Below are 18,558 nucleotides of genomic sequence, written 5' to 3' on the forward strand. Positions count from 1 at the left end.
GAAGCGATCAGCCGACCGAACACGCCAATCGCGTGCTGATTGTCTGGGCCACTCTCGCGCAGGTGGTCCGGTGACTTCTCACGCGGGGACGACGACGACCTTGCCGGGCACGGCGCGGGCCTCGGCCAGCGTCATCGCCTCCCCGATGCGGGCCAGGGGCACCCGGGCGGCGACCTGCGCGGTGATCCGGCCCTCGGCCAGCAGGGTCAGCACGGTGGTCAGATCCTTACGCGTACGGGATTGGAAGGCCGCCCGATCGCGCCGGCCCGACCACAGGTCGTAGAAGGACGCCCGCTTGCCGTTGGGCAGCACGTTCCAGAGGCCGAGGCGGGCCAGGGTGACCAGGAAGGCGGGCACCATCGGGCCGGACTCGTGCGCCGCGATGGAGTAGCAGACCAGCGCACCGCCCGGGGCCAGCAGGCGCCACGCGCGGGTCAGGTGCACGCCGCCCAGGTTGTCGAAGGCCGCGTCGACGCCGCCGGGGGCCAGCTCGCGGATCCGCTCGGCCAGCCGCGGGTCCTGGTGGTCGAGCGGGATGACGCCGAAGGCGCGCAGCGCGTCGTGGTGGCGCCGGTTGGCCGTGCCGATGACCCGGATGCCGTCGAGCCGGGCCAGCTGGGCCAGCGTGACCCCGACCCCGCCGTTGGCCCCGTGCACGAGGATCGTCTGCCCCGGGCGCACGCGGGCCGTGCGGTGCAGCATCTGCCACGCGGTGACCCCGTTGACGACCAGCGTCTCGGCGTCGCCCGGGTCGAGCCCGTCGGGCACGGCGACCAGGTCACCGGCGGGCAGCACCAGGTGGGTGGCCCAGCCGCCGGTCTTGGTCATCGCCGCGACCCGCTGCCCGACCAGCGAGGCGTCGACGTCGGCGCCGACGCTGTGGACGATGCCGACGACGTCGTAGCCGGGCACGAACGGAAACTTCGGCTGACCGGGATAGCGGCCGCGCCGCATGGCCTGCTCGGCGAACGACACCCCGCTCGCCTCGACGGTGACCAGTGCCTGACCCGGCCCGGCCGGCGGCAGCTCCCGGGTGCGCAGCTGAAGGCCACTGGGCTCGACGACCCCGGGCAGGACAACTTCGGTGGCTTCCATGGCATGAGCTCCGATCGCTAGGCTTACAACCGTTAACTTACTCGCTAAGGCAACGGTTGTAAACCTAGGGTTCAGCCGGCCACGCGGTAGCCGACGCCCGCCTCCTCGATGCGGGCCACGTCGGCCTCGGTGATGCCCCGGCCGGTGAAGCGCTCCACCGCCACCAGACCCTTTCCGATGCGCTCGCCCGAGTCGTCGAAGTCGAGGCCGGCCAGGACGGCGTCGATCTCGGGCGGCAGGGCATCGTTGTCATCGAGGTATTCGAACGCGGCGAGAAGCCGGCCGCCCTCAGCGAACGAGAGCCGGGTCAGCATGTTGACGTTCCAGTACATGCTGGCCGCGCGGCCGCCGGAGGACGCGGCCCGCAGCACCCCCTCGTCCGAGCCGACATAGCCGTTGAACTCGACGACCAGCACGACTCCGTCGACCTCGAGCGCGGTGACCCACGGCCCGGCGCCGTACTGGAAAGTCTCGTTCAGCTCGCGTTCGATCTCGTCGAACGGCTGCGGGCGCCCGGGGTCGGCCCCGAAGGTCCGCAGCACCTGAGGCAGTGCCGAGCCGGTGACGACCGTGACGGTCGCCGCCTGGGAGAGCGATCCGCGGTCCACCCAGCGGTAGGCGTGCTCGGGACGGGACGGACGGGCCGGCGGTTCCGGTTCGCCGCGGAGCCGGTGGCCCAGCCGGTCGGTGCGCTTGTGCACGGTGTCCGGTGCGGCGGGTGCGCTCCAGACGGCGAGGTTGTAGGCCTCGTAGTGGGCGTCCGCCTCGTCACGGCCGCGAGCCCGCACGCGGATCCGGTAGTCCCCGGGCCACGGCGGCGTCACCCGGTCGAGCCCGCGGGCTCGGGGGCCGGGCCCGATGATCGACGCGGCGCCCTCGGTGGCCGGCCAGCTGACGTCCACGATCTCCTCCCAGTCGTCGTCCTGGAAGTCCTCGTCGTCGTCGGACGGCGCCTCGGCGAGCACGGCCACCTGGACCTGGACGTGACCGTCGGCGGTGCCGGTGCGGATCACGACACCGCCGGCGGTCGCGTCGGCCAGTCCGTTGCCGGAGAAGTCGGCCCGCTCGGGGAACTCGTGCTCGATCAGCCCGAAGCGGTGGCCGGCCACGGCCACGTGGGCGGACGAACGGCTCGGCAACTGGTACTCCGCGCGACGCTTGGCCAGCAGCGCCTCGGCGTACCGGGGAGGCATGGGCACCTCGCCCAACAGCAACGCGGCCGCTCCGGCGCCCAGGCCGACCGTGGCGGCGGTCTCGTCGAGCATGGTCGCGGCTCCCGCCTGATGCACCACGGCGCCCGCGACGGCCACGGCCAGTGCGAGGTAGGCCGAGCCATGAGCGGCCGCGACCCCGTCCTCGTCCGTCACGCCGGCTGGGACCATTAGCAGCGGCGCGGTCACCGGGTGGGCGGCCATCTCGCGGACCAGGGCGACCGTACGATCGATGATGCCCACGCGATAGCTTTCCAGCAGCGTGGCGGCGGACGTGGTCTCGCTTTCCCGAATTCCGCCCAGGGAGGCCGTCGCATAGCCGAATCGCTCCGGCGGTGCCGGCAGGCCGTCCAGCACGTCCGGCGCCGCTCCCCAGTCGTACCCCGCGATCGTCAGCTCGAGCGCGCCGAGCAGGCGCTCGGCCGCCAGCGGGCTCAAGGTTCGCAGGACCGACATGCTTGCCGGTTCCGGCCAGGGCATGCCCCAGTTGCGCCGGTTCTCGTCAGGGAGACCGAGCCGCCCGAGCGATCCGGCCGGACCGGCGGCCACCCGCACCCGGAGGACCGGTATCGCCGCGGCGACAAAGGCCGCCAGTTCATCCGTACGCGAAGGCATCGGTTCATCATCCCGGGCTGAGCGGCCGCCGGTGACCGATACCGGAGAGCCACCGCTCGACCTCGGCCGGCGAGCGCAGCAACACCGTCTCGGGGAAGTCCGGACTCGCCTGCCACCGGCGCATCCGGGCGCGTTTGCGGGCGAACGACTTGACGTGGAAATAGAGCAACGACTCGCGGTCGAAGAAGGCCAGCCGCCAGGTCTCGTAGTTGCCGTTGCAGATGGGCGTGCGGTGCACGATGTGGCGGACCGTGCGGCGCAGCAGGCGGGTCCACGACACCCACCGCGGCAGGTCGAGGCCGACGATCAGATCGGCTCGTTCGAGTACCAGGTCGTGCCACATCGCGTAGCCGGCGTCGATCACCCAGGCGTCGCTCGCGAGCAGCTCGCGGATGAGGTCGCGCTGTTCCTGCTCAGGCCGCGCCACCCAGCCCGGCTTCCAGGTGAGGTCGTCGATCGAGTGGTAGGGCAGGCCGAGCCGTTCGCCGATCCGGGCGGCCAGCGTCGACTTGCCGGAGCCGGTCACCCCGTAGACCAGAATGCGTTGCATCCGGTCACGATAGGGGTCCGGCCAGACCTTCCTCGAACGCGATAATGACCAGCTGGACCCGGTCGCGGACGCCGAGCTTGGCGATCGCCCGGGTGATGTGGGTCTTCGCGGTGAGCGGGCTGATCACCAGCTCGCGCGCGATGTCGTCATTGGACAGTCCGGTCGCGACCAGCCGCACCACCTCGCGTTCGCGCCCGGTCAGCACGGCCAGCCGGTCACCCCGCGGCGCGGCGGCCGGGCGGTGGGCGAACTGGCTCACCACCCGCCGGGTGACGCTGGGCGAGAGCAGGGCGTCACCGGCCGCCACGACCCGCACCGCCTGGCGCAGCCCGTCCGGCTCGATCTCCTTGGTCAGGAAACCGCTCGCCCCGGCCGCGAGCGCCGCGAAGACGTACTCGTCGGTCTCGAACGTGGTCAGGATGATCACTCGCGTGTCCGGGGCGAACGACAGGATCTCGCGGGTGGCCGCGATGCCGTCCAGGCCGGGCATCCGGATGTCCATCAGGATCACGTCGGGTCGCAGCGTCCGCGTGGTGCGCACGGCCTCGTCGCCGGTGGCGGCCTCGCCGACGACCTGGATCTCCTTGTCCCGGCGGAGCAGGCTGCGGAACCCGGCGCGGACGAGATGCTGGTCGTCGGCGAGCAACACGTTGATCATTCGCGCTCCAGGTAGGGGATGGTCGCCCGTACGGAGAAACCGGTCCGGCCGGCGCCGGCCGTGAGCGCCCCGCCCAGCGCGGCCACCCGCTCCCGCATGCCGGCGATGCCGTTGCCGTCGACGATCTCGGCCGGCACCCGGCCGTCGTCCTGCACGTCGACCACCGCACTTGCCGGGGCATAGCGCAGCGTCACCGCCACCCGGGTCGCGCCGGAGTGCCGCACCGTGTTGGTCAGCGACTCCTGCACCACGCGGTAGATCGCCGTGCCCACCGCGGCCGGCACGTCCGACCGCTCGCCGAACTCGTTGACCGACACGGTCAGTCCGGCCGCCCGCACCGGCTCGGCCAGCCGGTCCAGCCCGTCGAGCCCGTGGGCCGGCTCGGCGACCGGCGGCGCGCCTCCCTCGCGCAACACGTCGACCAGCGACTTCAGATCGGTCATGGCCTGCCCGCGGACGTCCTGAGCGAGCCGCAGCGACGAGCGGGCCTCCGCCGGGTCGGTGTCGAAGGCGTCGAGCGCGACGTTGAGGTGCACCCCGACCACGGCGAGCGTGTGCGAGACGACGTCGTGCAGGTCGCGCGCGATTCCCACCCGCTCCTCGGCCCGCCGGCGCCGCGCGTCCAGATCCCGCTCGTGCTGGGCCTGCTCGAGGCGCAGAGCCGTCTCGTGCTGCCAGTGGCGGGTGCTCACAAAGGCGGTCGCCGCCGCGAGCAGCGCGGCCAGCCACAACGCGTCGCCGCCGACGTGCGCGAGCGTCCAGTCGGCGCCGTGCTCGGTCATCAGGACGAAGGTGTCCCAGTTGGCCCCGTACAGCAGCGCCAGCCCGCCCGCGATGAGGGTGAACCGCAGCCGCCCGGCGAGCACCACGGCCACGAAGGCGGCACTGGCCGGCCATACCCAGCCCGACCCGACCAATCCGGCGCCACGCATGGCGGCGACCGTCGCGAGCGAGAAGACCAGGACCGTACGGGGGAAGCGTGGGGCGAAGAAGGCGGCGACCGCCAGCCAGAAGGCCAGCGTGAGGGTCATGACGGTCTGTCCGTTGCCGCCGGTGATCGCCAGGCCCGCGGGGACGCCGACCAGGGTCACGGCCGATGCGAGATATCTGTTCATGGCCAGGACGCTAGGACCGGCCGGGGGTGCGGCACGTCGTCCCACGGTGGACACTTCCATCGACGCCTCCCGGCTACCGGCTGCACCATTCGGAGTATTACCCGCCGATAGGCTGCCGTGGTGACCCTGCCTCCCACGGACGAGCTCCGCACGGCCGGTGGCGTTCTGCGCTACTGCTTCTACGGCCCGGCCGACGGCTTCCCGGTGATCGCGCACGGTGGTTCGCCGAGCAGTCGCTGGAAACGGCCGGTCCAGTTGGAGGCCATGGCGCCCAGCGGGCTGCGGATGCTCCATTACGACCGTCCGGGCTACGGTGGCTCGACCCGGCGGCCGGGCCGCACGGTGGTGGACGCGGTTTCCGACGTACGACTCCTGGCCGAGGCCCAGGGCTGGTCGCGTTTCGCCGTCTTCGGTGGCTCGGGCGGTGGCCCGCACGCACTGGCCTGCGCCGCGCTGCTGCCCGAAATGGTCACCCGGTGCGCTGTGCTGTCCGGCATCAAGCCGACGGCCAGACCCGGCCTCGACGAGCCGGTGCTGCGGACCGATCTGGCCGGTCACGCCGCCGGCATCATGGAGCAGGTCGCCGTGGGCGGCCCCGAGTCACCGGCCGAGCCCGGACCGCCGGCCCGCGACGACCCCGACGCGCTGGCCCGGTTGCACGCGACCTTCACCGACAGCCTCGACGGCTGGGTGGACGACACCCTGGCCTTCGGCCGGCCGTGGGGCTTCGACGTGGAGGCGATCACCGTCCCGGTCGCCCTCTGGCGCGGCACCGACGACCAGGCCGTGCCGGCCGACCACGCCGAGTGGCTGCTGTCGCACATCCCGGGCGCCGAGGGGCACGTCTACACCGGCGGCCATCTGCCCGGCCCGGACATCTACAACGACATCTACGAATGGTTGCGGCGGCCATGACTCGCTTGACGGTATATATCGTCGACCGTACTATCGCCGCATGCAGGAGCCGACCTTTCTGATCATCGCCTCGCTGGCCGATCAACCGCTGCACGGCTACGGCGTCATCCAGGCGGTCACCCGTCTGTCCGACGGCGACGTGAAGCTGCGCGCCGGCACGCTCTACGGCGCGCTGGACCGCCTCACCGAGCAGGGCCTCATCGAGGTCGACCGCGAGGAGCAGGTCGACGGCCGCCTCCGGCGGTATTACCGGCTCACCGACAGCGGCGCGGGGGCGCTGTCGGTCGAGATCGAGCGGCTGCGCCGCAACGCCGCCGCGGCCGAGCGGCAGCTCCAGCGCCGGCTCCGGCTGTCGTTCGGCGGTGCCGCGTGACGCTCGAGCGCCGCTACCGCCGCCTCCTGCTGGCCTATCCCGGCCCCTATCGGCGCGGCCACGGCGCCGAGATCGTCACGACGCTGCTCGAGATGGCGGCGCCCGGCCAGACCCGGCCCGCCGCGTCCGACGCCTGGCATCTGTTCCTCAGCGGCTTGCGGCAACGCTTCCGGTTGCCCTCCGGGCGGCCGCTCGTCCTGATCGCCGCAGTGCTGATCACCTTGGTCACGGGGGCCTTCGGTGCGGCCGCGGGCTCATGGGCGGCCGAGCAGACCTTCACCGACCTGCCCGGCGACGCCGGCGTCGAGGCCCTGACCCGCCAGGTGGCCGGCGGCGGCGCCGAGTTCGGTTCCGACCGCGCGGCCTCCCCGTGGTGGACCACGATGGTCCACGCCGGCGTGGACGAGCCGTCTTATACGCCCGAGGCGGCGCAGGCCCGGCTGACCGCACATGGATGGCAGGTGACAGCGATCCAGCCCCGCTCCGGCACGTCCGCCACCTTCGACCCGGCCACCGGCGCGACGGTCTCGGAGGCCGTGCGCAGCAGTGCTTTCGAGGCCACCCGCGACGGGCTCCGGCTGCAGGCCACCGGTTACGTGAGGGCCGGCCACGGCGTGGTGAACGTCCAGCTGTGGCCGGCCGACACGGGCGCCGTGGCCCCGCTGATGATCGCCGGCGCTGTCCTGGGCCTGCTGGCCGGCTGGCTGCTGACGGCGGCCGGCGCCTACCGGCTGCGTCCCCTTCCCACCTCCCGCCGCCGGGTCGTGGCCACCCTGACCACGCTGGCGCTGGGGGCGCTGGCCGTGCCCGCTTTCGCCCTGTGGGTGAACGTGTGGCGGGTCCTCGAGCACCGGGAGATGCCGATCTTCACCGTCCACAGCGCACTGAGCGCCGGCCCGTACTGGTCCTACGGCACAACGTGGCTGCTGCCCCAACTGGCCGCCGCCGGCCTCCTCCTGTCCCTCATCGCCTGGGCAGTCACCCTGCGCCGCCCACCCCCGACCCCGGTCGAGGCCTAGCCCACATCTCGTCAGGGGCCGGATTGAACGAGCAGTGGGCGAACGTGGACGCGCCACTTCTAACCACTCGCGATCCCTCGCGGGAGTGGTCGTGCACCTTGGACTCGACGTTGATGGGCTTCCGCGCGGTAGTCCGATGAAGCACCGTGTCGCGCTCCCTGGCCCGAGCCGGCAGCCGGGGGACGACACCTTCGGCTGGGGTGGACTGTGGTGACGGCGATCCAGGGCCGACGCCGTCGATGAGGGTGGGCCAGTCGGGTCTGGGGGGCGGGCCCGTTGTCGGTGAGCCGATTCTTGCGCGGCGGGCGGTTGAAGATCGGCACGCCGGTGACGGCAGCCCCAGAGTCCTCGCGGATGGCGGCGGCCCAGGTGAGAAGCACGCCGGTGAGGGGGATGGTGACGCCGCGGCGCAGGCCCAGCCACGTTGGAGGGTGTCGAGCGTGCTCAGGCGGCGAGGTTGAGGGTGCGCAGGTAGCCGGCGCGGTGGTAGGCGCTCGGATCGAGTGTGGCGATGACGCACTTGTGCTGGAGCGCCAGCAGGGTGGTGTGCATGACGTCGAGCGGCTCGCCCGTGTTCAGCCGGGAGATGATGTCGGCCTGGCGGAAAGTCAGGTCGGCCACGTCGGTCACGCTGCCCGGCAGATGCCGGAGCAGGGTGTGGACCCGCTGCTCGCCGCTCGTGCCGATGAGCGGGGGGGCGGCGCGCAGGTAGGCCAGTGTGGAGACGACGATCTGGCAGGCGCTGTCATGGGCGGCGTCGACCAGTGCCGCCCCGACGGTCTCGTTGTCCAGCTGCGCGTAGGAGAGCAGCACGCTCTCGTCGATGACCAGGTTGGGCCACGTGGTCAGCGGCCGGTGATAGTCGGTGAAGCCGAGATGCCCGATGTCCGCGACCAGCTGCCCGTAATCGGCTGGCCGCGGTTCGGCCCGCCGGTGGTCGCGCAGGTGCGGCAGCAGCATCTGGTAGATCCCGTCGAACCACCGGCCGGCGTCCTGGTATTGGCGGAGGATGCGGGCGCCGGCGTGCTCCCGGGCCATCGGTCGTTGATCCACGGCGAGAGACCCCAGGCAGGCCACAACCGTGCCGCAACGAACGGAACCGCAGGTCAAGCACGTGCCGCCGGGCCTTTTGGCAGATGGCCGCAACAACCGTGCGGGCAGCGGCCGGCACCGCAGGTCAGCGCCCCGTCCGTCACCGCTGACTGTTGTGTGGATCTTCGCCATCCGTGACAAGCGATGAATGCGGGAGGGGGCCACAGTTCGCGCACGGCGGCGCAAAGGCCTCCGGCCTAGGGTGGATCTCATGTTTCGTGATGAGGATCTTGTGTTGCTGGGGCGGCCGCTGTATGCGTTTCTCACCGTTGCGCCTCGTGGCCAGCGGTGGCCGGCGCCGCGGCCGGTGTGGTTCGAGATGACTGGTGCGGGTGAGTTGCAGATGTTCTCGGATCCGGGTGCACCCAAGCTCGACCGGCTTCGCGAGCAGGCGCGGGCGTCCGTGGTGGTCGCGGCGCCGGTGGGCGAGCCGGAGAACTGGATCTCGGTGGAGGGCACGGTCACGCTCCACGACGACGGGGCCTCCGAGCTCGCCGCCCGCCTCGCCGAGCGGTACTGGACCTTCGACGACCCGATCCACCCGCAGCTGCTCGACGCCTGGCGGACCGGACCCCTGGTGCGCCTCGTCCTGCGACCGGAGAAGGTCAACCGGTACTCGGCCTAGTGCAGGGGAAAGTCCTGGCCCCGCTCCGATTCGGGGCGGGGGCCGAGGATGTGGCGCTCGCTCCGGTCGGTCGCGGGTGTTCCACGCGTCCTCGGCGGCCTGCACCTTCTGCCGTGCGGTCTCCGGCGTGAACGGCGGGAACGGCGGTTTTCCAGACATGCGGGGAACGCTGGTCAGTCTTCTGCCTCGCGGCGAGCCTTGGCCCGGCGCTTGCCCTCGTGCATGGCCTGGACGCGGGCGACCGGGATCGTCCGGCCCTCGTCGATCAGGCCCTGGTCGAGCTTCTGCGGGGCGGGCATCGCGGCCGCCCACGGGTCGCCCTCGCCCAGCAGGCCCGGCGCGGTGTGCACGGTGAAATCGGCGGGGGTGACGTCGTCCAGATCGTCCCAGGGCACCGGGAACGACACGGGCAGACCGGGGCGTACGCGGGGACTGAACGTGGCCACCACGGTCGCCCCGCCCGAGCGGGTCGCGTCGAGGAAGACCTTGCCGTGGCGGTCGTCGCGGATGAAGGCGGTCGTCGCCAGCTCGGGGTCGAGGCGCTCGGCCCGGGCCGCCACGGCGCGGGTGGCCGCCGCGACCTCCTCGGGATCCGCCTGGCCGTCCAGCGGGACGAAGACGTGCACACCTTTGGAGCCGCTCGTTTTCACCGCGCCCGCCATGCCGGCACTGGCCAGGGCCTCGCGGACGAGCCGGGCCGCCCGCACCGCGAGCGTGAAGTGCGACGTGCCCTCGGGCGGGTCCAGATCCATGATCAGATGGGTCGGCTTGGTCGAGCCGGCCACCATCAGCGCGGGGTGGAACTCGATCGCCCGCTGGTTGCCGAACCACAGCAGCGTGCGGCGGTCGTTGCAGAGGCCGTAAGTCACCTCGCGGTGTGACGCCTCGGCCCAGACCTTTGTCCGCGGCACCCAGTCGGGCGTGTATTTGGGCAGGTTCTTCTGCATGAACTGGTCCTGCCCGCGCAGCAGGCGGATCACCGACAGCGGCCGCTCGTGCAGCACCGGCAACATCCGGTCACCCACCGCGTCCAGATAGTCGACCAGGTCGCGCTTGGTGGCGCCCGCGCCCTCGAACAGCTCCTGGTCGAGATTGGTCAGCGTGACCCCGTCGCGCTCCTCGCCCGTGCTTTTGCCGGCCATCGCCCCATCGTGCCGGAATCAGCGCAGCTGGGCGACCCACACGGCGGGCAGGACCATCAGAAGCGTCAAGATCACGTACGCGCTTCCGAGCCCGAACCGGCGGCCGTGGGTGGCGATCACCGCCGCCAGGAAGGGCATCATCACGGTCAGCAGCGCGGCGATCGAGATGATCTCGGGCTCGTTCTCGCGCCCGGTCACCCCGTACCCGATCAGGATCGGGACGATGACCGCCCAGCCGACGGTCAGAGCGGTGACGACACGCCGGATCCGGAGGCGGCGCGCGATCTCGGCCGGGTCCTTCTGGCAGGCGTACGCCATCCGCTCGGCGAAGCCCTGGGCGGTGCGGGCCAGGCGCACGCTCTTCACGGATTCAACCTCGGTGGTCACAGGCCCGAGCGTACGGGTGATCTTGCTCTGCCGTCTCCTTCGCCACGGGTGATTTGACCGAATCGTCATCACCGGTTGGCTTGCCCCCGGCACACCGTTCAGATGTGCCGGGGGCCCGGTGCGGCTCGTGACCGACCGGGAGCTAACTCTTGACCGAGCCCGCCATCAGGCCGCCGATGAACCAGCGGCCGAGCAGCACGTAGACCAGCAGGGTGGGCAGCGACGTGATCAGCGCGCCCGCCATCGACGCCGCGTAGTCGGGGGACTGGGCGCCGGCCAGAGCGTTGAGGGCGATGGTGATCGGCCCGTTGCGGGTGTTGGACAGGAAGATGGCGAACAGGTAGTCGTTCCAGGCCGACGTGAACTGCCAGATGATCGTCACCACGAAGCCGGGGATCGAGATCGGCAGGATGATCCGGCTGAACGTGCGCAGCAGACCCGCGCCGTCGACCCGGGCCGCCTCGATCAGCTCCTCGGGAACCGTGGTCGCGTAGTAGTTGCGGAAGATCAGCGTGCAGATCGGGATGCCGTAGACGCAGTGCACGAAGACCAGCGTCGTGATGCCGGGCGGGATGCCGAGCGTCGTGACGATCTCGCGCAGCGGGATCATGACGGCCTGGTACGGGATGAACATGCCGAACAGGATCAGCGTGAAGACGAAGTCGGCCCCGGGGAAGCGCCAGCGCGACAGCACGAACCCGTTGGCCGCGCCGATCAGTGACGAGATGATCGCGACCGGGACGGCCAGCTCGAACGTGCGGATGAACGAGGGACGCAGGACGTTCCAGGCCTTCTCCCAGGACGCCGTCGTCCACGTCTCGGGCAGGTTCCACTGGCTGGTCACGCCGATGTCCGCGCCCGACTTGAAGCTGGTCACGATCAGCACGTAGAGCGGCATCAGCACGATGATCAGGAAGATCAGCGCCAGCAGGTACTTGAAAATCGACCCCGGCCCCGATCGCGGACGCGGCTTGCTCTTCGGCGCGAGCGTCTCGACGGGCGGCGGCGCCGCGATCGACGTCGTCGTCATGCGTTCTTCTCCTGCCGGTTCGTATAGACCAAATACGGCACGATGACCACCGCGACGAGCAGCAGCAGGATGATCGAGATGGCTGCGGCCTTGGCGTAGTCGCTGGTCAGCAGCGTCTGCCAGACATAGATGGCCGGCACCTCGGTCAGCCACTGCGGCCCCGACACGCTCATGATCAAGTCGAACATCTTCATCGACATGTGCCCGAGGATGATCAGCGCCGACAGCGCGACCGGCGTCAGCTGCGGGAAGATCACGTTGCGGTAGAGCCGATACGTCGAAGCCCCGTCCATGGCGGCGGCCTCCCGCAGCTCGGCCGGGATGCCCCGGAAACCGGCCAGGAACAGCGCCATCACATAGCCCGACAGCTGCCAGATCGCCGGGATGGCCATCGACGCCATGCCCCAGCTCGGATTGGTCCACCAGGTGCTCTGCGCGAAATCCAGACCCAGACCCCCGAGTACGGCGTTGAGTCCGCCCGCGTTCTCGCCTTTGTTCGGGTTCATCAGCCAGCGCCAGACCACACCCGAGGCGACGAAGGAGACCGCCATGGGGAAGAGATACACCGTACGGAAGAAGCCTTCGGCCTTGACGCCCCGCTCGAGGATGAAGGCCCAGAGCAGGCCGAAGAACATGGCCCCGACCAGGAACACCACCGTGAAGACGGCCAGGTTCTTGAGCGAGTGGGTGAACCGGTCGTTGATGTCCTCGGTGAACAGCTTCGTGTAGTTGTCCAGGCCGGCGAAGCCCTTCGACCCCAGAGCGTTGTGCTCGTCGGAGACGGAGACTTTGGTCGTCCAGGCGATCAGGCCGTAGACGAAGATGGCGAGCAGGATCAGCGAGGGGGAGAGCAGCAGCAGGCCCGGTCCCCAGTGCCGGAGTTTGCGCATCCGGGCTCCTTCACAATGGGGGAAATGGGAGCGGCTCGCGGCCGCCCCCATCAACTCAGATGCTTACTTCTTGACGAACTGCGAAGCGGCGGTGGCCAGCGCCTTCTGCAGTGCGGCGACGTCCTGCTTGGTCGAGAAGGCGCCGAGGGCCGAGTTGGCCGCACCCTGCCAGCCCTGCGAGCAGGCCGAGCCGTGGGCACACGACGGCACCTGCTTGGCCGACTTCCAGTCGGCCATGGCGGCCTGCTGGTACTTCGGGTAGTCGGCGGGCGCGGCGTCCGTACGGGCCGGGATCGAGCCCTTGGTCGTGTTGAACGCCTTCTGGCCGGCGGCCGAGCCGACGGTCTTCAGCCAGCACTTCGTACCCTCGGGGTTGTTGGCCCCCTTGGGCAGCACGAACGAATCGGCCAGCCACTGGAACGTCTCGCCGTTGCCGGGGAACGTGAACCAGGCGTAGTCGGTGAACTTCTTGGCGTCCAGGTCGGCCGCCTCCCAGTCACCCATCAGCTGGTAGCCGGCCTTGCCGTCCATGACCAGCTTCTCGGCGTCGGTCCAGTCCAGCGCGTCGCGGTCGGTGTTGGTGTAGGTCAGCAGCGTCTTGAAGTCGTTGATGCCCTTGGTGACCAGCGGGTCGTTCCAGTCGGTGGTGCCGTTCCACAGGCCGGTGAACTTGTCCGGGCCGAGGTCGGTGATCAGGACCGACTCGAACAGCATCAGCTGCGTCCAGTCCTTGCCGATGGCCAGCGGCGCCTTGATGCCCTTGGCCTTGACCTTCTCGAGGTCGGCGATGAAGGCCGCCATGTCGGCCGGGTCCTTCGTGATGCCCGCGTCGGCCAGGACCTTCTTGTTGGTCCAGACCACGTTGGCGCGGTGGATGTTGGCCGGGACAGAGTAGATCTTGCCGTCCACGGTCAGGTTGTCGATCAGGCCCTGCGGGAACGCCTGCTTGAGGCCCCACGTGTCGTAGTCGGCGCTGATGTCCTCGACCTGACCGGCCAGGATGTAGTCGCTCAGCTCGGCACCGGCGTGCGCCTGGAACGTGTCGGGCGGGGTGCCCTGCTGGAGGCGGGACGCGAGCACGGACTTCGCGTTGGCGCCGGCGCCACCGGCGACCGCGCCGTTCTCGAAGGTCTGCCCGGCGCAGTCGGTGCCGAACTGCTTGACCAGGCCGTCGAGGCCGGCCTTCTCGCCGCCGTCGGCCCACCAGGTAAAGACTTCTACCTTTGTCGAGCCGGACCCGCCGCCGTCGTCACTGGACCCGCAGGCCCCGGCGGTCAGGAGCGCGGCGACACCGACAGCCGCAACGGCAGCCCGTCGAGTGAAGCCCGTCCGACCTCCCCGCCCGCCACCCTTAACCGGACTGAAGACCATCCTGTTTTTCCTCCATCGAAATATTGACATCGTTGTCACGCGATGGGGAGTACCGTGCCGCCTGATCGCACACGTGTCAACGCCTGTTTCCGTGTCGTTACGTGCGGGCTTTGTCGTTATCTGAGCGGATGACCGCCGACCTGCGAAAACGCTGATGGTTCGGCATCCGTCGAACTGAGGCTTGCCATCATTTCGGACACCCGACCGCCCGTTTGCGTGGCGATCTCTTCGCTGCGCGTGTTCGTTCGTGGTGCCTTGTGATCAGTGCCGGGTCACCGTGGAGGGCGCTCGCCGGAACCGCGGGCAATGATAGATGTAGAAATGACGATGGTCCGGGCGGGGCCGGAGTGCCCGCTGATCCGCTCGTGGGCCAGCCGCGCGGCTTCGCGCCCGAGGGCGGTCATGTCGTGGGCGACCACAGTGGTGCCCAGCACGTCGGCCAGGTCGAAGTCGTCGAAACCGACCAGCGCCGGCGGATCGGCCAGCCCGCGCAGGCCGCGCAGCGCCCCGGTGGTGAGCCGGTTGTTGGTGGTGAAGAACGCGGTCGGCGCCGGGTCGAGGGCGAGCAGCTCGCGCACGGTGCGCTCGGCGTGCCGGACATCGTGGACGTCGGTCCGGATGTAGGGCTCCCAGGCGTCGTTGCCGGCCGCCCGCATCGCCCCGACGAAGCCGTCGATCCGCCCCCGCTGCGGCGCCATCCGCTCCAGGTCGGCCACCAGGGCGATCCGCCGGTGACCGGCGGCCAGCAGGTGCTCGCCGGCCGAGCGGGCCCCGCCCACGTTGTCGATCAGAACGGCGTCGGCCGACAATCCGTCCGGCGGCCGGTCGAGGAAGACGAACGGGACGCCGCGGTTGCCCTCGATGGCCAGATACTCGTGGTCGTCGGCGCTGGGGATGACCAGCAGGGCCCGGACGCGCCGCTCGAGGAACGCGTCGACCAGGCTGCGCTCCAGCATGGCGTCCTCGTCGTTGTTGGCGGTGATCAGCAGCAGGCCGTGCTGCCGCAGCTCGCGCTCGATGCCACTGGCCACGGCCGAATAGAACGGGTTGGTCAGATCACCGCTGACCAGCCCGACCAGCGCCGAAGTGGCGCCGCGGCGCAGCTCCCGGGCGATGCCGTTGAGCCGATAGCCGAGAACGTCGGCCGCGTCCCGCACCCGCCGCCCGGTGGTGGGCGCGACGTTGGGCTCCTGGTTGAGCGCGCGGGAGGCCGTCTTGAGGCTGACGCCGGCCAGCTCAGCCACCTGAGTCAACGTCGGCCGGCGAACGGTCACATCGTCGGCGGGCATAACGCTCCGAGCGCTCTCAGTGGCGGGACAGCCAAGTATGACATCGAGCCCAGCCGGTCCGACCCCAGCACAGGCCTCCCGCGTCCCCTGATCAATTCATCAACCCGAATGGACCGTCCACGCGACCACGTTGGGCAAGGGCGGTCACAGGTCGGCGCTCATTGTTTGGTCTCGCTCGCACGGCCGGCACAGGTTGGCGCCATTGGCTTGGTCTCGCTCTCAGCGGCGGTGTCAGACGGATCCCCCGCACCCCGCCTCGAGAGGGTGTCCGGCTCCCGCGTCGAGCGACAACCTTCGGCGCCCGTACACCTAGGCTGGCGCTACGGCTGGCGGCTGACTCTGGCGGCTGGCGCTGCGGCTCCGGCCGGCGGCTGACACGGCGGCCGGCGGTTGACGGTGGTGATCGGGAGGTGGGATGGCGATGCTGACTGTGGGGCTGGTGAGCGCCGGGTTCATGGGGTCGGGGCTGGGTGCTGCTCTGCTCGGGGGTGGGGCCCGGGTGGTGACCACTCTGGAAGGGCGTTCGGCGCGGACCGCGCGGCTGACGGCCGAAGCCGGCCTCGAAGTGCTGGCCACGCTGGGTGACGTGGTGGCGGCGGCCGATGTCCTGCTGTCGGTCACTCCGCCCGGGGCTGTGCTGGACACCGCGCGGGCGATCGCCAAGCACACTGCCGGACGGCGCGGGCTGATCGTCGCCGATCTGAATGCGGTGTCGCCGTGGACCATGACCACTGTGGCCGCCGTGCTGGCGGAGACGCGCTTCGTGGACGGGTCGATCTCGGGGCCGCCACCCAGTGTCCGGCCCGGGGCGCGGCTCTATCTCTCGGGCGCGGACGCGGCGGCGGTGGCCGGGCTGCCGTGGAACGGCCAGGTCGAGCCGATCGTGCTCGGGAACGAGATCGGCGCGGCCAGTGCGCTCAAGATGTGCACGGGCAGTGTCTACAAGGGCTTGACCGCCCTGGTGACCCAGGCGATGCGAACGGCGGGTGCCCACGGCGTGCTCGACGCCGTGCTGGCCGACCTGGACCGCAACGGGCTGGCCGACAGTGACGGGGTGGCCCGGTCGGCCACGAAGGCCCACCGCTTCGTCGACGAGATGCGGGAAGTCGCGGCCACCCAGGAGGCGGCCGGTCTGACGGCGGAGCTGTTCATCGCCATTTCCCGGGTCTACGCCGACATCGCCCGCACGCCGCTGGCCGAAGCCGCCCCCGAGAACGACCGCGACCTCACCCCGGCTGAGATCGTCGCCCGCTTGAGATCGTCGCCCGCTTGAGGTGGTCGCCCGCTTGACGAGACCCGAGCCCACGACGTCTCTCGGGTCCGCCCCCGACGCCCCACCCCGACGCAGCCATCGTCGCGCGGCTGAGGTGGTCGCCCGCTTGAGGCCCTGGTGCGGCTGAGGTGGGCGCGGGGTTGAGGTGGTCGTCAGCTAAGCCGCCGATCCCAGGACCGTCAGCAAGCCCGCGGATCCCAGGACCGTCAGCTAAGCCGCGGATCTCAGGACCGTCAGCAAAGCCCGCGGATCCCAGGACCGTCAGCTAAGCCGCGGATCTCAGGACCGTCAGCAAAGCCCGCGGATCCCAGGACCGTCAGCAAAGCCGCGGATCCCAGGACCGCTGACTGAGCTGCGGGTCTCAAGACCGTTAAGCCGCGGGTCCCAGGACCGTCGGTTGAGCCGAGGGTTCTAGGACGGAGGTGCGACGTTCTCGTCCGTGCGGCGGCGGGGCTTGGGTACGGACAGATGTGTTGTCGTCTGCTCGGGCAGGGGCGTGCTGTTGGGCACCTTCGCGCGGAAGATGCGGTCGGGTGGGAGGCGATAGGTGGCACCCTGCACCAGTTCGTCCGGCACGGTGTGCTTGCCGACGCGGGGGGCCGGCTCATCCGGCGATGAAACCGGCGACGAGGGCAAGGCTGGTGACGACGAGACCGGCGACGAGGGCAAGGCCGGTGACGACGGCGAGCCCGGTGATGAGGACAAAGCCGGCGACGAGGGCGAGACCGGTGACGAGGACAAGGCCGGTAACGAGGGCGAGATCGGTGACAAGGGCGAGACCGGTGACGAGGCGGAGGCCGGAGTCGAGGTCGAGGTCGCGGCCGCGATCAGGGGCGAGGTCGGTAGCGGGAACGGCGACGGGCGTCGGCCGAGGACCGGGCCGGAGCCGTCGGCCGGGCGCGGGTCGCGCAGCGGCTGGAAGCTGAGCCCGCCCACCGCCGCCGGCTCGGCCAGCGTGTTGGGCGGGGGCGGCGGTGGCACGGGGAAGCCGAACGAGCCGGCCGGTGACGGGTCGGGACCCGCGGCTTTGGCGGCGACCCCCTGATGCCGGACAGCGCGACCGGGATCCGGGAAGGGGGCCGGCGCCGGCTCGGCCGGTGGGGGCGAAGGCTGCACGGCGGCCGCCCCGCGCGCCGGGCGGCCCGCGCGCTTGGGGGCGGCGATCCGCGCGGCCAGGCTGAACACCCGGCTCGAGGCGGTCTCGTAGCCGTCCCGGTAGGCCTCCTCCCGGTCCTGGCGCAGCTGATAGCGCTGGTGCAGGCGGCCGGCCGCGTATCCGCAGGAGGCGACGAACAGGGCCACGAGAACAGAGATCAGCACGAGGTCGCCGGGCGCGGTCATGCTCCAATTCTTTCGAAGTGAATAGATCAGGAGCTATAACCCGTTCGACGTACCACGATCGAATGAGCGGGGGCGGTCACGCCCCGCCGACGACCTCGCCGGCGGTGACTGCCTCCTGGAGCCCGCGCGCGGCCAGCCGGTCGGCCCGCTCGTTCTCGGGGTGGCCGGCGTGCCCTTTCACCCAGTGCCACTGCACGTCGTGGCGGCGGACCGCCGCGTCGAGGCGCTGCCACAGGTCGACGTTCTTGACCGGTTGCTTGGCTGAGGTCTGCCAGCCGTTGGCGGCCCAGCGCGGCAGCCACTTGGTGATGCCGTCGCGCACATAGATGCTGTCGGTGTAGAGCTTGACGGTCAGCGGCTGCCGGTTGAGCGTCTCGAGCGCCCGGATCGGCGCCATCAGCTCCATCCGATTGTTCGTGGTCGATTCCGCGGTGCCCCCGAACAGGTCCTTCTCCTTGGCGCCGTAACGCAGCACGGCTCCCCAGCCGCCGGGGCCGGGATTGGGTGCGCAGGCCCCGTCGGTGTAGATCTCCACCACGGTCATGTGAGGACCCTAACGGAGGCGCC

Annotated in this window: 19 protein-coding genes and 1 pseudogene; 5 read left to right on the top strand and 15 right to left on the bottom strand. The window is 70.7% G+C overall.

From position 1 onward, the window contains the following. Window positions 1-78 precede the first annotated feature (78 nt). From NAG42_RS23440 to NAG42_RS23460, 5 genes are all read right to left on the bottom strand, one after another. On the bottom strand, window positions 79-1,095 hold the full coding sequence (locus tag NAG42_RS23440; protein WP_250033083.1) for a medium chain dehydrogenase/reductase family protein: 1,017 nt from the start codon (window positions 1,093-1,095) through the stop codon (window positions 79-81). Between the two features lie 71 nt (window positions 1,096-1,166). Continuing rightward, window positions 1,167-2,921 carry a DUF6461 domain-containing protein gene (locus NAG42_RS23445; RefSeq protein ID WP_250033085.1) on the bottom strand — a complete coding sequence of 585 codons (1,755 nt, stop codon included), beginning with the start codon at window positions 2,919-2,921 and terminating at the stop codon, window positions 1,167-1,169. A 7-nt stretch (window positions 2,922-2,928) separates the two neighbouring features. Further along, window positions 2,929-3,471 (bottom strand): P-loop NTPase family protein, encoded by a 543-nt coding sequence (locus NAG42_RS23450; RefSeq protein ID WP_250033087.1) that lies wholly within the window; start codon window positions 3,469-3,471, stop codon window positions 2,929-2,931. A gap of 4 nt (window positions 3,472-3,475) precedes the next feature. Continuing rightward, complete coding sequence (locus NAG42_RS23455; RefSeq protein ID WP_250033089.1) at window positions 3,476-4,129, bottom strand: response regulator; 654 nt, start codon at window positions 4,127-4,129, stop codon at window positions 3,476-3,478. Further along, window positions 4,126-5,244 carry a sensor histidine kinase gene (locus NAG42_RS23460; RefSeq protein WP_250033091.1) on the bottom strand — a complete coding sequence of 373 codons (1,119 nt, stop codon included), beginning with the start codon at window positions 5,242-5,244 and terminating at the stop codon, window positions 4,126-4,128. Before NAG42_RS23460 ends, NAG42_RS23455 begins: the two co-directional genes overlap by 4 nt. A 120-nt stretch (window positions 5,245-5,364) precedes the next feature. On the opposite strand from NAG42_RS23460, the gene NAG42_RS23465 reads away from it, so the two are divergent. The 3 genes from NAG42_RS23465 to NAG42_RS23475 are packed head-to-tail and all read left to right on the top strand — an operon-like array spanning window position 5,365 to window position 7,551. Beyond that, window positions 5,365-6,159, top strand: a complete 795-nt coding sequence (locus tag NAG42_RS23465; protein WP_250033093.1) for an alpha/beta fold hydrolase — start codon at window positions 5,365-5,367, stop codon at window positions 6,157-6,159. A gap of 40 nt (window positions 6,160-6,199) precedes the next feature. Further along, on the top strand, window positions 6,200-6,532 hold the full coding sequence (locus NAG42_RS23470; RefSeq protein ID WP_250033095.1) for a PadR family transcriptional regulator: 333 nt from the start codon (window positions 6,200-6,202) through the stop codon (window positions 6,530-6,532). Then, entirely contained in the window at window positions 6,529-7,551 is a 1,023-nt protein-coding gene (locus NAG42_RS23475) for a hypothetical protein (protein ID WP_250033097.1), read from the top strand. Before NAG42_RS23470 ends, NAG42_RS23475 begins: the two co-directional genes overlap by 4 nt. A 444-nt stretch (window positions 7,552-7,995) precedes the next feature. Here NAG42_RS23475 and NAG42_RS23480 read toward each other — a convergent pair whose 3' ends face one another. After that, the gene (locus tag NAG42_RS23480; RefSeq protein WP_250033098.1) at window positions 7,996-8,604 is read right to left on the bottom strand and encodes a hypothetical protein; all 609 of its coding nucleotides are present in this window, start codon (window positions 8,602-8,604) and stop codon (window positions 7,996-7,998) included. Window positions 8,605-8,854: 250 nt separating this feature from the next. Here NAG42_RS23480 and NAG42_RS23485 point away from each other — a divergent pair, with 250 nt between their 5' ends. Continuing rightward, window positions 8,855-9,268, top strand: a complete 414-nt coding sequence (locus NAG42_RS23485; protein WP_284045782.1) for a pyridoxamine 5'-phosphate oxidase family protein — start codon at window positions 8,855-8,857, stop codon at window positions 9,266-9,268. A 75-nt stretch (window positions 9,269-9,343) separates the two neighbouring features. Here the strand turns inward: NAG42_RS23485 and NAG42_RS45370 are convergent. The 7 genes and pseudogenes from NAG42_RS45370 to NAG42_RS23520 form a co-directional block, all read right to left on the bottom strand. Continuing rightward, a pseudogene (locus tag NAG42_RS45370) lies at window positions 9,344-9,427 on the bottom strand (DUF1348 family protein); the annotation flags it as partial. A gap of 14 nt (window positions 9,428-9,441) precedes the next feature. Next, window positions 9,442-10,410 (bottom strand): DNA polymerase domain-containing protein, encoded by a 969-nt coding sequence (locus tag NAG42_RS23495; protein ID WP_250033106.1) that lies wholly within the window; start codon window positions 10,408-10,410, stop codon window positions 9,442-9,444. Window positions 10,411-10,428: 18 nt separating this feature from the next. Beyond that, window positions 10,429-10,797: a hypothetical protein gene (locus NAG42_RS23500; RefSeq protein ID WP_250033108.1), complete on the bottom strand. Its 369-nt coding sequence runs from the start codon at window positions 10,795-10,797 to the stop codon at window positions 10,429-10,431. Between the two features lie 142 nt (window positions 10,798-10,939). Further along, window positions 10,940-11,827, bottom strand: coding sequence for a carbohydrate ABC transporter permease (locus tag NAG42_RS23505; RefSeq protein ID WP_438872436.1), 888 nt, complete (start codon window positions 11,825-11,827; stop codon window positions 10,940-10,942). Next, on the bottom strand, window positions 11,824-12,651 hold the full coding sequence (locus NAG42_RS23510; protein ID WP_250033484.1) for a carbohydrate ABC transporter permease: 828 nt from the start codon (window positions 12,649-12,651) through the stop codon (window positions 11,824-11,826). Before NAG42_RS23510 ends, NAG42_RS23505 begins: the two co-directional genes overlap by 4 nt. A gap of 129 nt (window positions 12,652-12,780) precedes the next feature. After that, window positions 12,781-14,088 carry an ABC transporter substrate-binding protein gene (locus NAG42_RS23515; protein WP_250033110.1) on the bottom strand — a complete coding sequence of 436 codons (1,308 nt, stop codon included), beginning with the start codon at window positions 14,086-14,088 and terminating at the stop codon, window positions 12,781-12,783. Window positions 14,089-14,360: 272 nt separating this feature from the next. After that, window positions 14,361-15,332 (bottom strand): LacI family DNA-binding transcriptional regulator, encoded by a 972-nt coding sequence (locus tag NAG42_RS23520; RefSeq protein WP_250033111.1) that lies wholly within the window; start codon window positions 15,330-15,332, stop codon window positions 14,361-14,363. Between the two features lie 460 nt (window positions 15,333-15,792). On the opposite strand from NAG42_RS23520, the gene NAG42_RS23525 reads away from it, so the two are divergent. After that, entirely contained in the window at window positions 15,793-16,650 is an 858-nt protein-coding gene (locus NAG42_RS23525) for an NAD(P)-dependent oxidoreductase (RefSeq protein ID WP_250033113.1), read from the top strand. A 411-nt stretch (window positions 16,651-17,061) separates the two neighbouring features. Here NAG42_RS23525 and NAG42_RS23530 read toward each other — a convergent pair whose 3' ends face one another. Together NAG42_RS23530 and rnhA are read right to left on the bottom strand one after the other, a co-directional pair. Continuing rightward, the gene (locus NAG42_RS23530) at window positions 17,062-17,991 is read right to left on the bottom strand and encodes a hypothetical protein (RefSeq protein WP_250033115.1); all 930 of its coding nucleotides are present in this window, start codon (window positions 17,989-17,991) and stop codon (window positions 17,062-17,064) included. 76 nt (window positions 17,992-18,067) lie between these two features. Continuing rightward, window positions 18,068-18,535: a ribonuclease HI gene (gene rnhA, locus NAG42_RS23535; protein ID WP_250033117.1), complete on the bottom strand. Its 468-nt coding sequence runs from the start codon at window positions 18,533-18,535 to the stop codon at window positions 18,068-18,070. Between the last annotated feature and the right edge of the window lie 23 nt (window positions 18,536-18,558).

It is taken from the genome of Paractinoplanes maris (assembly GCF_023544465.1).
In the GTDB taxonomy this organism is placed as follows: Bacteria; Actinomycetota; Actinomycetes; order Mycobacteriales; family Micromonosporaceae; genus Actinoplanes; species Actinoplanes maris.

Excerpts from the sequence above, each read along its gene's own strand:
- NAG42_RS23440 (WP_250033083.1), bottom strand. The coding sequence starts at position 1,095 with ATGGAAGCCACCGAAGTTGTCCTGCCCGGGGTCGTCGAGCCCAGTGGC.
- NAG42_RS23445 (WP_250033085.1), bottom strand. The coding sequence starts at position 2,921 with ATGCCTTCGCGTACGGATGAACTGGCGGCCTTTGTCGCCGCGGCGATA.
- NAG42_RS23450 (WP_250033087.1), bottom strand. The coding sequence starts at position 3,471 with ATGCAACGCATTCTGGTCTACGGGGTGACCGGCTCCGGCAAGTCGACG.
- NAG42_RS23455 (WP_250033089.1), bottom strand. The coding sequence starts at position 4,129 with ATGATCAACGTGTTGCTCGCCGACGACCAGCATCTCGTCCGCGCCGGG.
- NAG42_RS23460 (WP_250033091.1), bottom strand. The coding sequence starts at position 5,244 with ATGAACAGATATCTCGCATCGGCCGTGACCCTGGTCGGCGTCCCCGCG.
- NAG42_RS23470 (WP_250033095.1), top strand. The coding sequence starts at position 6,200 with ATGCAGGAGCCGACCTTTCTGATCATCGCCTCGCTGGCCGATCAACCG.
- NAG42_RS23485 (WP_284045782.1), top strand. The coding sequence starts at position 8,855 with ATGTTTCGTGATGAGGATCTTGTGTTGCTGGGGCGGCCGCTGTATGCG.
- NAG42_RS23495 (WP_250033106.1), bottom strand. The coding sequence starts at position 10,410 with ATGGCCGGCAAAAGCACGGGCGAGGAGCGCGACGGGGTCACGCTGACC.
- NAG42_RS23505 (WP_438872436.1), bottom strand. The coding sequence starts at position 11,827 with ATGACGACGACGTCGATCGCGGCGCCGCCGCCCGTCGAGACGCTCGCG.
- NAG42_RS23515 (WP_250033110.1), bottom strand. The coding sequence starts at position 14,088 with ATGGTCTTCAGTCCGGTTAAGGGTGGCGGGCGGGGAGGTCGGACGGGC.
- NAG42_RS23525 (WP_250033113.1), top strand. The coding sequence starts at position 15,793 with ATGGCGATGCTGACTGTGGGGCTGGTGAGCGCCGGGTTCATGGGGTCG.
- NAG42_RS23530 (WP_250033115.1), bottom strand. The coding sequence starts at position 17,991 with ATGACCGCGCCCGGCGACCTCGTGCTGATCTCTGTTCTCGTGGCCCTG.
- rnhA (WP_250033117.1), bottom strand. The coding sequence starts at position 18,535 with ATGACCGTGGTGGAGATCTACACCGACGGGGCCTGCGCACCCAATCCC.